12 protein-coding genes and 1 tRNA gene are annotated in these 13,001 nt (G+C 66.4%); 3 read left to right on the forward strand and 10 right to left on the reverse strand.

Features of this window, described 5'->3' with window-relative positions; all coding sequences use genetic code 11:
* Positions 1–30: 30 nt before the first annotated feature.
* The gene (locus tag ACZ1I5_RS00290; protein WP_465171749.1) at positions 31–159 is read right to left on the reverse strand and encodes a hypothetical protein; all 129 of its coding nucleotides are present in this window, start codon (positions 157–159) and stop codon (positions 31–33) included.
* Positions 160–320: 161 nt separating this feature from the next.
* Between ACZ1I5_RS00290 and ACZ1I5_RS00295 the strand changes: the two genes are divergently transcribed.
* Positions 321–1,721: a sigma-54-dependent transcriptional regulator gene (locus ACZ1I5_RS00295; protein ID WP_465171750.1), complete on the forward strand. Its 1,401-nt coding sequence runs from the start codon at positions 321–323 to the stop codon at positions 1,719–1,721.
* The gene (locus ACZ1I5_RS00300) at positions 1,711–3,024 is read left to right on the forward strand and encodes a sensor histidine kinase (RefSeq protein ID WP_465171751.1); all 1,314 of its coding nucleotides are present in this window, start codon (positions 1,711–1,713) and stop codon (positions 3,022–3,024) included. The genes ACZ1I5_RS00295 and ACZ1I5_RS00300 overlap by 11 nt, the downstream gene beginning before the upstream one ends.
* A gap of 42 nt (positions 3,025–3,066) precedes the next feature.
* On the opposite strand, the gene ACZ1I5_RS00305 is transcribed toward ACZ1I5_RS00300, so the two are convergent.
* A complete protein-coding gene (locus ACZ1I5_RS00305; RefSeq protein ID WP_465171752.1) occupies positions 3,067–4,050 on the reverse strand; it encodes a right-handed parallel beta-helix repeat-containing protein in 984 nt (327 codons plus the stop codon).
* 152 nt (positions 4,051–4,202) lie between these two features.
* Positions 4,203–4,961, reverse strand: coding sequence for a FadR/GntR family transcriptional regulator (locus ACZ1I5_RS00310; protein WP_465171753.1), 759 nt, complete (start codon positions 4,959–4,961; stop codon positions 4,203–4,205).
* Positions 4,962–5,191: 230 nt separating this feature from the next.
* On the opposite strand from ACZ1I5_RS00310, the gene ACZ1I5_RS00315 reads away from it, so the two are divergent.
* Positions 5,192–6,775: a Na+/H+ antiporter gene (locus ACZ1I5_RS00315; protein WP_465171754.1), complete on the forward strand. Its 1,584-nt coding sequence runs from the start codon at positions 5,192–5,194 to the stop codon at positions 6,773–6,775.
* Positions 6,776–6,782: 7 nt separating this feature from the next.
* On the opposite strand, the gene ACZ1I5_RS00320 is transcribed toward ACZ1I5_RS00315, so the two are convergent.
* The 7 genes from ACZ1I5_RS00320 to ACZ1I5_RS00350 form a co-directional block, all read right to left on the reverse strand.
* Positions 6,783–6,858 (reverse strand) — tRNA-Phe (locus tag ACZ1I5_RS00320).
* A 41-nt stretch (positions 6,859–6,899) separates the two neighbouring features.
* A complete protein-coding gene (locus ACZ1I5_RS00325) occupies positions 6,900–7,097 on the reverse strand; it encodes a DNA gyrase inhibitor YacG (RefSeq protein WP_465171755.1) in 198 nt (65 codons plus the stop codon).
* 1 nt (position 7,098) lies between these two features.
* A complete protein-coding gene (locus ACZ1I5_RS00330; RefSeq protein ID WP_465171756.1) occupies positions 7,099–8,067 on the reverse strand; it encodes a ribonuclease in 969 nt (322 codons plus the stop codon).
* Entirely contained in the window at positions 8,060–8,629 is a 570-nt protein-coding gene (locus tag ACZ1I5_RS00335; protein WP_465171757.1) for a Maf family protein, read from the reverse strand. Before ACZ1I5_RS00335 ends, ACZ1I5_RS00330 begins: the two co-directional genes overlap by 8 nt.
* 56 nt (positions 8,630–8,685) lie before the next feature.
* Positions 8,686–8,904: a translation initiation factor IF-1 gene (gene infA, locus ACZ1I5_RS00340; protein WP_010162480.1), complete on the reverse strand. Its 219-nt coding sequence runs from the start codon at positions 8,902–8,904 to the stop codon at positions 8,686–8,688.
* A gap of 164 nt (positions 8,905–9,068) precedes the next feature.
* Positions 9,069–10,997 (reverse strand): S9 family peptidase, encoded by a 1,929-nt coding sequence (locus ACZ1I5_RS00345; RefSeq protein ID WP_465171758.1) that lies wholly within the window; start codon positions 10,995–10,997, stop codon positions 9,069–9,071.
* Positions 10,998–11,028: 31 nt separating this feature from the next.
* Complete coding sequence (locus ACZ1I5_RS00350; RefSeq protein ID WP_465171759.1) at positions 11,029–12,999, reverse strand: alpha/beta hydrolase family protein; 1,971 nt, start codon at positions 12,997–12,999, stop codon at positions 11,029–11,031.
* Positions 13,000–13,001: the final 2 nt, after the last annotated feature.

Genomic DNA, 13,001 nt, shown 5'->3' on the forward strand with positions numbered 1-13,001 from the left:
GTGCCGTCCGGAACCGGACGCAAATCCCGGTCACGCGATCTGGCCGCTGACGATCGAGGCGACGGTCACGACGGGCGCGGACGACGCGATGGTCAGGCAGGTGGTGATGGCGATCGCGGCCATGGCGCTGAGGATCTGCGGGGTGAAAGTGAGTTTCATCGGTCTTCTCCTTGAATGTGCCGGATTGGCAATGATCCGTTCAGCATGGCGCGTGCCAAATGCAGAAACTGGCGGATTTACGGGGGTTCGTGACCGGGAGGACAATCCTGGCACGGAAATTGACTGTCCGAATTCGCACGCGGATTGTACGGGAGCGGTCAATGGGGAAATCGGCGGACTTCGATCTCTGCGTCGTGGTGGACGACGACGAGGATATATTGACCGCCGCGCGGCTGTTGCTGCGCGGCCTGTTCAATGAGGTGGTGACGGCGCGCGCGCCCGACGAGGCGATCACCGCGATCGCCGGCCGGTCGGCCGACGTCGTCCTGCTCGACGCCAATTTCGCGCGCGGCGCGACCGATGCGGCGGAAGGGCTGGCCTGGCTCGACCGGCTGCTCGCGATCGATCCCGAACTGGTGGTGGTGATGATCACCGCGCATGCCGGGGTGAATGTCGCCGTCGAGGCGATGAAGCGCGGCGCGACCGATTTCGTGTCCAAGCCCTGGTCGAACGAGCGCCTGCTCGCCACCGTGCGCACCGCTGCCTCGCTTCGCCGCTCGCGCCGCGCGGTCGCGGTGGAGAAGGCGCGCGTCGTCGCCATCACCGATACCAAGCCGGGCACCAGCACCCCGCTGATCGGCAAGTCGCCCGCCATGGCGCGCGTCCAGTCGTTGATCGCCCGTGCCGCCCCGACCGAGGCGAATGTCCTGGTCCTGGGCGAGAACGGCACCGGCAAGGAGATCGTCGCGCGCGAGCTTCACGGCAGGTCGCTGCGCGCGCGCGCGCCGATGCTCACGGTCGATCTCGGTGCGATCGCGACCGAGCTGATCGATTCCGAATTGTTCGGCCATGTGAAGGGCGCCTTCACCGATGCCCGGGCCGATCGTATCGGCCGCATCCAGGCGGCGGACGGCGGCACCCTGTTTCTCGACGAGATCGGCAATTTGCCGCTGCATCTGCAGCCCAAGCTGCTGACCGTGCTCGAACAGCGCCAGGTCACGCCGGTCGGTGCCAATCGTCCCATCCCTGTCGATATCCGCGTGATCGCCGCGACCAACATGACTCCGCAGATGCTGCGCGACGACCGGCATTTCCGGCAGGATCTGCTGTTCCGGCTCAACACGGTCGAGATCGAGCTGCCGCCCCTGCGCGACCGGCGCGAGGACGTGGCGGCGCTCGTCACCCATTTCCTCGATCATTATGCCCGGCGCTACAACCGGCCCGCGCCCGAGCTGACCGCCGGGGCGAGGGCAGCGCTCGCCGCGCACGACTGGCCGGGCAATGTCCGCGCGCTGCGCCACGCGATCGAGCGCGCCGTGATCCTCGCGGGCGATGCACCGCTCGAAGCGGAGGACTTCCCGCTCGGCGCGCCCGCCGCGCCGCGGGTCGCGCCCGAGGCAGTGGTCGCGCCGGCCGCGTCGGAGCTCAATCTGGAAAAGGTCGAGCGGCGGCTGGTGGAAGAGGCGCTCAAGAAGAACGGCTACAATATCTCCATGGCGGCGACCGAACTCGGCCTGTCGCGGGCGGCGCTCTATCGGCGGATGGAGAAGCATGGGCTTTGACCGCCGTTTCACGCTCACCCTGGGTCTGTGGATCGGCGCGCTGCTCGTCGCGCTGGCCGGGTTCATCTGGTCATTCGAGGTCGAGGGGCTCGGCGCGGCGCGCATCGTCGCCGGGCTGATCGTGCTCTCCGCGGCGGGCGGGCTGTGGAATCACGTCGATCGCACCAACCGTACCGTCGCGCGCTTCGTCGAGGCGCTGAACAGCAAGGATTTCGCCACAAGGTTCGACGGGCGCGGCGGTGCCGGCTTCAGCGAGCTGGGCGGGGCGATGGACGCCGCGATGCGCGGGCTGCAGGAGGAGCGCGACCGCTCGGCGCGCGAGATGCGCTATCTCGAGGCGTTGGTCGACGACATGCCGGTGGCATTGCTGACGATCGACGCGGCGCACGGTGTGACCCCCGCCAACAAGGCGGCGCGGCGGCTGTTCAGCCGGCACCAGGGCGTCCGGCCGCAGGATTATGCCATCTATGGCGAGACCTTCGCCTCGCGGCTCGAGGTCGATGGCGAGACCCGGCAGGAACTGCTGATCCTGCGCATGCCTGGCGGGCCACAGCGCGCGATCGTGCGCTCGGCCTCGCTCGAACGCCTCGGCCTGCGTATCCGTGCGGTGACGGTCGAACCGGTCCAGGGCACGCTCGACACGGTCGAGATGGCCGCCCAGACCGATCTCGTCCGCGTGCTGACGCATGAGATATTGAACTCGCTCACCCCGGTTACCTCGCTCGCCGGCACCGCCGAGATGCTGCTCGATGCCGAACCGCCCGACGTGCCGGACGCGCGCGTCGCGGTGACCACGCTATCGCGCCGTGCCGAGGGGCTGCGCCGCTTCATCGACAGCTATCGTGCCGTGTCGCACGCGCCGACCTTGCGCCGCCGCCGGTTCGACGCCGGACCCTTTGCCGCGGAGCTGGCCAAGCTGTTCGCCGCCGAATGGATCGATGTGCCGCTGACGCTCGAGGTGCAGGCGGACGTCACGCTCGACGCCGATCCCGATCTGCTGGCTCAGGTGCTGATCAACCTGCTGCGCAACGCAGCCGAGGCGGCGCATCGCGGCACCGACGAGCATTGGGTCCGGCTGTCGCTGTCGCATGTCGCTGGCCGTGTCTGGATCGAGGTGGAGGACAGCGGCACGGGCGTGCCGGAGAATCTGCGCCGCGATATCTTCCTGCCCTTCTTCACCACCCGGGCCGAGGGCACCGGCGTCGGGCTGAACCTCGCCCGGCAGGTCGTGGTGGCGCATGGCGGCTCGATCGACATCGGCGACGGCCGCGCTGGCGGCGCGCTGTTCCGCATCATCCTCTAGGCCGGCACCCGCCCCCAGGGCGAGTGCCGGTATCTACGCCCGTTACTTCTTCGCGAGGTTCGGTGCGGTGAACGCGCCGTCGGTCGTGTTGCCGTCGAGATAATTGTCGCCATAGCTTTTCATCGCCGTGTTGAACATCGCGATGCCGGTCGCATTATCCGTAATCGAGGTGTTGCCCACCCGAACCGTGGAACCGGGTCCGCTGGCGATGATGCCGTAGGAGATGTTGTGCGTCACCACCGAGTCCCGCAGGAACAGCTGCGAGGTGCCGGTGTTGACCGGGCTCGTGACGAGCACGCCCGTTCCGTCGTTCGAGAAGACTGTGTTGGTGACGGTCGCGTTGATTGACGAGCCGACGATTCCGGTGGTGTCCAGCTTCAGGCCGAAATTGGTGTTGTTGGACACCAGGCTGTTGCTGATCGTTACCTTTGCCGAGAAGCCGGCGGCCGGGTTGACCAGGATACCGCCGGTGTTCGCGTTGCCCCCGACACCCGATTCGGAGATCGTTACATTGTCGAGGAACAGCTGGCCGCTGGCGTTGGCCGGCGAGAAATTGACCCCATAGCCGTTACGAAACCCGCGAATCTTCGTGTTGCGCACATGAACCGCGGCGGCATTCAGGATATAGATGCCGTTCACGCCAGCCGATCCGGTCTGGCCCAGGCCTTCAAAATCGAAGCCGCTGATATGGACGACAGCGGTCGTGCTGTTGATGATGAAGGCATTGGTCGCCGCCACCAGCACGCCGGTCTCGGTATTGTCGCACACCAGCGAGATCGATTTGGTGATCGTCAGCGAGCCGAAGCCGCCCGGATCGAGGCAGTTGATCTCACCGCCCGCGGCCGTCTTCGCGATCGCGCCCTGGAAGGTTTTGCACGGTGCGGTGCGGCTGCACGGGTTGACGTCGTCCCCGACGCCGGAAATCCAGGTGCGCGTCGCCTGCGCGGACGCCGGCGCAGCGTAGAAAAGCGACGTTGCGCAAAGCGTTGCAAGCAACAGCGCAAGACGATTCCAGATCGATGTCATATTGTCCTCCCCCACGGTGCCGAAGAGCGGCAAATGGAGGCGCGATATTAGCGAATTTCAGCATTGGCGACGACTCGAATCTTTTACGACCACCGTCCGATATTAAGCGGCATCGCCTCGTTCATTATGACGTCTTGCCGTCACCGCGTCGATCATATCTCCGGAAAGGGTCGGTGCCCCGCGGCCTGGAGCAGCAGGTCGAGCGCCGCCTGGATCAGGCTGCGCATCTGTCGCGCCGCGCGCCGCGGATCGCCCTCGACGATCGCGTCGGCGATCAGCTTGTGCTCCATCGCGCTCGCGCGGGTCACGCCCTTGTACGCGTTGGTCTGGCGGATGCTGAAGCGCAGCGCGGTCTCCGACAGGTCAGTGAACTGCCGCATGAAGCGGTTGTTGCTCGCCTCCAGCACGGCGGTGTGGAAGGCGATGTCCGCCGCGAGCGAGTCCTCCTCGCCACGTTCCGCCGCGAACATCCGTTCGATCGCGCGCACGATCGCCCGCCGCTGCGGCCCGGTCGCGCCCTCTGCGGCGCGGGCCGCGGCGCGCGGCTCGATCGCGATGCGGATTTCGGTAAAGTCGATCAGCAGGTCGATCGAGAAATCCCGCTCGAGCATCCATTTGAGGATGTCGGGGTCGAGCAGGTTCCACCGCGCCTCGGGCTGGACCAGCGTCCCCTTGCGCTGTCGGGCGATAAGCAGGCCCTTGGCCGTCAGCATCTTCACGGCTTCGCGCACCACCGGTCGGCTCGCGCCAAAGCGCTGGCACAGCTCCGCTTCGACCGGGAAGGGCGAGCCTCTCGAATATTGCTCGGTCACGATGGCGCGGCCGAGATCATGCACTATCCTGCCGGTGAGATTGCGTCCGCCATGGTCCGGTTCGCCCGGACGGTCCGGAATGCCTGTTTCCCCTGCCAATCGCTCCCTTTCGCATCGGCGGTGTCGTCGCGCGCCGGCGCCGCGGTTGGTCCGCGATCGCCTGACGCGGGAAGGTTATCCGCTGATCGCGGCGCCGTCGATGCCGGGGCGAAGAAGGCAGGTGGCATGACCGCTTCCGGCTTTGCTCCCGCCGGCTCGCAATGGCACAGTGGGAACCGGATCAGCCATGCCACGCCGGCGCATCGGTCCGGTGATGTGCGGGAGAGCCGATGCACCCTGTCGAAACCTTCGAACTTATCCTGACTCTGCTCGCCGTAGTTGTCGCGCTGCATTGGGCCGCGCGGCGCGTCGGCCTCCCATCGGCCACTGCCTTGCTCGTGGGCGGTGGGCTGCTTGCCTTTGTGCCCGGGCTGCCCCCGGTCACGCTCGATCCTGAGCTGGCGCTGGTGCTGTTCCTGCCGCCCCTGCTGATGGACGGCGCCTATTACACGGCGCTCGGCCGTTTCCGGCAGCATCTCCCGGGCATCTTGTCACTCGCTATCGGCGCGGTAATGTTCACCACGCTGGCGGTCGGTCTCGTCGTCCACTGGCTCGTCCCCACCCTGCCATGGGCGGCCTGTTTTGCGCTCGGTGCGATCGTGTCGCCGCCGGATGCGGTATCCGCCCGCGCGGTGCTGCAGGGCGTCACGCTTCCCCGGCGCCTGTCCGCGTTGCTCGAAGGGGAAAGCCTGCTCAACGACGCGACTGGCCTGGTGCTGTTCCGTTTCGCCGTCGCCGCGACGCTGAGCGGTGCGTTCAACGCCGGCGCAGCGGCATCGAGCTTCCTCTTCCTCGCGCTGGGCGGGGTCGTTGCCGGTCTGCTGGTATCGGGTGTTTGGATGGTCGCGGTCCGGCGCCTGAAAGATCAGACGCTGATCATCCTCGCCAACACGCTGATGTGCTGGGTCGCCTATATCGCCGGCGAGGCGGCGCATGTGTCCGGCGTGATCGCGACGGTCGTCGCCGGCCTGGTGCTCGGCTGGTATCAGCATATTCTCCTGCCCGCACAGGTCCGGCTGCGCGGCGGCGCCTTCTGGCAGACCCTGGTGTTCGTCCTGGAGGCTTTGGTCTTCATCCTGGTCGGCTTCACGCTCCGCGGCGTACTGGACCGGGTCGGCGGCATCGCGGCAGTCTCGACGACGATGGCCGTCCCCGTGCTCGGCGTGGTGCTGGCGGTCACGGCGGCGCGTTTCGTCTGGATCTTCGGCGGCGACGGGGTGCTCGCCGCGCTGCGCGGGCTGGGGTGGAAGCGCGCGCGCCCGCTCGGCATGCGGCAGGCGACGGTGCTGAGCTGGGCAGGGATGCGCGGCGTCGTGACGCTGGCGGTGGCGCTCACCCTGCCCGAATCGATGCCGGGCCGGGACCTGATGCTCGTCACTGCCTTTGCCGTGATCTTCGCCACCGTGGTCATCCAGGGCGCGAGTCTCGGCTGGCTGATCCGATGGGTCGGTCCGGTCGATAAGGATCCGCCTGCGAAAATGAGCATGGCCGCGTCGGAAGCCGCGATCGTCCGCGCCAGGACCGAGGCAGTGGAGGCGCATGCCTATGCGCCGGACGGCACCCTGATCCACCCGAAGCTGCTCGAGGAATCTCGCAAGCGCCTCGCCATGATCCAGCGCTACGCGGCGGACGCGGATTCGTTCATGGTGGGTATCCGCACGCATTTCGACGTCGTGCTGATCGGCCTTGCCGCCGGGCGCGCCGAACTGATCCGCATCCACCGCGCCGGGCTGATCGAGGACGAAGTTCTGCACAATCTCGAACGCGATCTCGACGTCGAGGAACTGGGCATCATCCTGCAGCGCGACGGATAGCTAGGAGTGGTGCCCGGGGACGGGATCGAACCGCCGACACTGCGATTTTCAATCGCATGCTCTACCAACTGAGCTACCCGGGCATGGCCGGCGCGCCTGATGGGCGCCGGAAAGAGCGGGCCTCTTAATCGCGGTCGTTGGCGCTGTCCAGCCCGGCTGTGGCACTGGATGATTCTTCCGGATCGGCGGGCCCCGCGGGAATGCGATAGCCCTCGCCGAGCCATTGCAGCAGATCGCGGTCGCGGCAGCCGCGGCTGCAGAACGGCGTATGCTCCCGGGACACGGGCTTGCCGCAGATCGGGCATTTGTCGTTCTTCGCCATATCAGATCGCCTCGAAATCATGGTTCATGCCGGTGCGACGCGCTAGTTCGGCGAGCAGCGCAGGCCGCGCCGTCAGCCAGGCCAGAACGCCCGGACGAACCTTGTGGTGCCGCATGCCCGGTGGCGGGGTGCGTTCGATCGTGCGGAGCAACGCGCGCGCCTCGGCCCCCGCCCGGTCGGCGCGGAGCAGTTCGGGCAGCGATGCCCGTGAACGACGCCGCACGATCTGCAGGAACCCGAACCCGTTCATCGCGGTACGCTCGAAGGGCAACGGTAATGCCGCGTCGATCGCCGCCGCCACTGCCTGGCGCGCTGCCTTGCCCTCGATCGTCGGGAAGTCGATGCCGATCGAGCCGCCGATATCATGCCGCAGGATCGCCGCGCCCACTGCACGCGCCGCATTGACCGCCAGCGTCTCCAGCGGCGGATAGCCGTCGACATCGAACAACGTCATCGCGGGAGTCGGCGACAGGCGCAGCGCGCCGCCGGGAAAGGCGATCTCGCCGGTCAGCGCTTCCTCCAGTATTTCGGACCAGCCCGCGGCTTCCAGCGCGTCGGGCTCATGCGCGCGCAGGGTGCGCACCGGGTGCCCCGACGCGGTGATCCGGGCGAGCAGGTCCGGCGCGGGGGCAGGGGCAGCGCCCGCTTCGGCGGGCATGGCCTTGGCGAGCTTCGCGCGGCCTGCCTCCGGGATCGCCTCGCGCACGATCTCGACCGTAAGCGCCGCGCCCTGGGTGATGCCGATCGGTAGTGGGGAAAGGACCGCCTCGCCCCCTTCGACCGTCACGCGCCCTTCGCGGCCCTTGACGGTGATCTCGACCAGCCGGGCCGCGAGCACCGCGCCGACCCGCAGCGCGCCGTCATCCAGCTCGATCCGCGCCTCGACGATCGCGCCGTCCTCGACCAGCGCGGCGCGCGCCTCGCCGATCCCGGCCTCGTACAGCCATTCGATGGAGGGGCACTCAACCAAGGGGCATGCCCGCCGCGATCAGCAGCGCGCGGGTCTCGAACAAAGGCAGGCCGATCACGCCCGAATGGCTACCTGACAGGAAGCGCACGAACGCCTCGGCCCGGCCCTGGATGGCATAGCCGCCCGCCTTGCCCAGCCCTTCGCCGCTGGCGACATAGGCGTCGACCTCGCGCTCGGTCAGCGGCTTGAACGCGACGATCGTGTCGGACAGGCGGGTGCGCGCCTTGCCCGCGGTGTCGATCACGCAGACCGCGGTCAGGCAATGATGGCGGCGTCCGGAAAGCAGGCCGAGCATGTGGCGCAGCTCGGCCTCGTCCTCCGCCTTGCCCAGGATACGCCGGCCGAGCGCGATCACCGTATCGCCGGCCAGCACGATCTCGCCCCCGCCTCGCTCGACCGCGCGCGCCTTGGCCTCGGCCAGGCGCGGCGCATGGACGCGCGGCGCCTCGCCGGGCAGCGGGGTCTCGTCGATGGCTGGGTCGGCGACGCGCGCCGGCTCGACACCGAGCCGCGCAAGCAGATCGCGGCGGCGCGGAGAAGTGGAAGCGAGGACGAGCCGCACTGGCGGCTCCTTTTATGCTGGATCCCGGCCTTCGCCGGGATGCCGCGCTGCGCGCGTCACTTGAAGCGGTAGGTGATGCGACCCTTGGTCAGGTCGTACGGGGTCAGTTCGACAAGCACCTCGTCGCCCACCAATACGCGGATGCGGTTCTTGCGCATCTTGCCGGCGGTGTGGCCGAGGATTTCATGGTCGTTTTCGAGTTTTACGCGGAACATGGCGTTGGGCAGAAGCTCCACCACCTGGCCGCGCATTTCGAGCAATTCTTCCTTGGCCAAACAAACCTCTAGCGATGTTGGGAAATCGTGAGCGGGCGCCTTAGCGCCAAAGCGCCCAAAAGGGAAGCTCTGCCGATTCGGGCGGTAGGAGCGGGCATTGTCAGCAGAACTCTCCATTCGCCAGCGGGATCGAGACAGGTTCGGATAGCGGGAGCAGCAATGGCTCAGGCCGGATTGTTCGTGGTTAAAAAGGCATCAAGATGCTTCAGAAAGTCCGCAATGTCTTCTTCCTTTTGCAGGCCGTGTCCTTCTTCGGGGTAGAAGACCGATTGCACGGACGCCTTCCGGCGTTCCAGGGCGGCGACCATCTGCCGGCCTTGCTTCACCGGTACGGTATAGTCCTTGTCGCCGTGCACGATCAGCACCGGCACCGTCAGGCGATCGGCCTGAAGAAGAGGGGACACCGATTCCAGATCGGTCTCGTTGTCCGCTTCGCCCTTCACCTTGCGCTGCCAGGCCTTGAAGTAGCGGGGCGCGGAGAACATCCGTTTGTCGTATCGGAGAATTCCCGGCAGATCGGTCACGCCTGCGAGGCTCACCGCGCAGCGATAGCGTTCGGGATTGCGGATCGCACCCCACAGCGCCGCATAGCCGCCATAAGACCCGCCCATGATGCAGACGCGCTTGGGGTCGACCTGGCCTGACCTGACGAGCCAATCCATGCCATCGTCCAGGTCATCCTGCATCGCTCTTCCGAACTGGCCGTAACCGCGCCGCACGAAATCCTTGCCATAGCCGGTGGATCCCCTGAACTGAGGCTGCAGCACCGCGTAGCCGCGGCTGGCAAGGAACTGGACGAAACGATCATAATCCCAGTTGTCGCGGGCGAAAGGGCCGCCGTGCGGCATGACGATCAGCGGCAGGTCCCTGGCAGGCCGATCCTTGGGGAGCGTGAGATAGCCGGGGATGGAGAGCCCATCCCGGGCCGTATATCGGATGGCGTTGACAGGGGACAGCTTCGCACCGAGGAGCTTCTCGTACGGCGCGGCGACTCGCTGCATCCTTTTGGCCGTCCGATCGAACATATAATAGGTTCCGGGATCGTCGCCGCCGCCGGACCAGATGAGCACGCGCTGGCCATCGTTGCTGCTGTTCAGGATTCTGTTGTCTGCCTTTGGGAAGACGTGATCGATCGTCGTCTGAAGCTGCCGTTTTTCGGGATCGAGCCATTCCATATGGTAGCGGTCGTTTTCGTACCCCACGCCTGTCACCCTGCGCGTGACCGGGTCGATCCTGACCTCCGTCACGTCGACTTCGCCATTCTCATAGATCGGCTCACCGACTTCACCGGTGCGGAAATCGATCCTGTAGGCGGCGAAGCGCCCGGTTTTCGCATTGGTAACGATCAGCCCCGTGTCGGCTCCGCCCAGAAAATAAAGTCCATCGACCGCGCCGTCGTTGTTCTTCACGGCGTTGCGTGCGCGGATCGCCTTGAGCGGCGCGTCGGGCACATCGCGATACCATAGGGTCCAGCGGTCGCCGTCATAAAAGATGCCGGTACGAACGACGCCGTTGCCGTCGGCGTACCAGTTCCAGATGTTCGAGCGGCTAGGCTCGACGAGCTTGATCTCACCGGTGAGAAGGTCGACGCGCTTGACGGAGGGAGTGAGGGACATGTTCTGCTGGCTGGACAGCAGGATCCAGCGACCGGTGGGATCGGTGTAGATGACATCGCCGGCGGAAAGCGAGCGGCCCTTGGGATTCAGGACCTTTGCCTCTCCGGTCGTCAAATCCACGGCATAGAGCTGTGTGATTTCGATATCGCTGCCGAAGAAGCTCGCCTGCATCGATCTCGTGAGGAGGATGCGGCCATTTCCCGCCCACTGGATCTCCGCGATTCCAGCATCGCCCAGATCGACACGGCGTATCAGCTTCATATCCGCGAGCGCGAAGACGCAGAGGGAGGTCTTGCCACCCACCGTCGATTCCGCCGCGATGGACTTGCCGTCGGGGGAGAGAACGGGATTGTTGATGAACGGCTGTTCCGCGAAGGTGGCGATCGGCACCGGCTCGGTCGAGGCCACTTTCTCCGCAGCGGCAATGCCGTACGCCGGCGTGATCAGGAGGAATGCACCCAGGACTTCACGCCACATCGATCGTCTCCACGCGCCGAGCATCGATCGCTCACGCAGGGTTGTTTTCCTTCAGGAACGCCTCGAGTTCCTTCAGCCACTGGACCCGGTCCGCCTCTTCCGAGAAATGATGGTCGCCCTTGGGCTGTTCGACATAGCGATAGGGTTTGCCGGCCGCCTTCAGCTTCTCGACCATCTCGCGCGATTGCTTCACCGGCACGACCCGGTCGGCCTTGCCGTGCATGATCAGGATCGGGATCGAGAAATCCGCGGCATAGTTGATCGGCGATACGGCTTTCAGGTCGGGTGCCTGGGCACGCAGCCAGTCCTTGCGCCGCCCCGAATTCAGGAAGCTGCCGTCGTAGCGGACCATCGCCGGCAGGTCGGCGACGCCGGCATAGGATACCGCGCAGCGATAGACGCCCTTGTCGCGCTGCGCCGCGCGGAACGCGGCATAGCCGCCATAGGAGCCGCCGACGATGCAGACGCGCTTCGCATCGGCAATGCCTTCGCCCACCGCCCATTTCACGGCGTCGGTCAGGTCGTCCTGCATGGCCAGGCCCCATTGGCCGCGGCCCTTTTCGGCAAAGGCGTTGCCGAAGCCGGAGGAGCCGCGGTAATTGGGCTGAAGCACCGCATAGCCGCGGCTGGCGAGGAACTGGGCCCACCAGTCCCAACTCTCGTCGTCGCGGGCGAACGGGCCGCCATGCGGCATCAGGATCAGCGGCAGGTTCTTTGCCGCCCCGCCCTTAGGCATGGTCAGCACCGCCTGGATCTCCAGCCCGTCGCGCGCCTTGTAGCGGATCGTCTTTACCGGGGAGAGCGCGTCGTTGCCCAGATCCTCGTTCACCCTGGCGAGGACATGCATCACGCCATCGTCGAGCCGGTACAGATAATAGGCGCCGGGCCGGTCCGCGCCGCCCACATAGACGATCAATGTGCTGAAATCGCGGCTCCAGGAAGTGATGAGCGCCTGACGCGTGCCGACCGCCTTGTCCAGATCCGCCTGTACCTTGGCCAGGACGGGGTCGAACCAATGAGTGCGGGGGCAGTTGTCGACATAGGCGGCGCCGATCATCTTGGTGCCGCCGTCGCCCGTGATCAGATCGTCGACGTCATAACCGGCCACGCCGAACAGCTTGTTGCCCGTCTTCAGCGAAGCGAGGTCGAGATCATAGACGGCGTCGAACCCGTCGGCATCGTCATAGGCGACCGCCTTGCCGGGCTCGGGCAGGAACATCGCGGGCACGTTGCCCAGGGTCGCATCCTTGCCGCGGGCCTTGACGACGGTGCGGAAAGAGGCGTCGGCATTGTCCCGGTACAGCAGCCGCGAACTACGCCGGTCATCGTCATAGGCGATGCCCATCCGCACGGTTCCGGCGCCGTCCGCATACCAGTCGAACACCTGGGTAACGGGATTCTGCACCCGCTTGCCCTTGCCGGTCGACACGTCGAATCGCAGCACCTCGGGCCAGAATCCGGGATCGTCGGAAAAAACCGATGTCTGCATGGCCAGCAACACGTTGGGGGACCCGTCGCTGGCGATCCACAGCAGATCGTCCGCATTCTGCGCGGCGTCGTTCTTGCCCAGGATCTGCATCGCCTTGCCATCGGCGCTGACGCCGATCGCGCGACGGATATACCAGTCGGAGCCCCCGACATTGGAGACCGCGCCGACCTTGGCGACCAGCCAGTCGTCATTGACCCACGCCCAGCCGTTCAGGTCGGAATCGCCGATGCTGAGTTGCCGGGTCTTCTGGAAATCGTCGAGCGGGATGATCGCCAGGCGCTGCACGCCCTTGATCGCGAGGCGAGTGGCGACCTTGCTGCCATTGGGCGACAGCTTCGGGCTCTCCATGAACGGCAGCCGGGCGAACAGCTCGAGCGGAATCGGGGAAGGCAACTTGGCCTGGGGCGCGGCGGCAACCGGGACGGGGGCGGGGGCCGCCGCCTTGTCCTGTGCCGCGACGCTCATCGGGGCGGACACCAGACCCGCAACCGTACAGAACAACACCCAACGCATTC

This window comes from Sphingomonas sp. BL-S-30, from assembly GCF_055521475.1.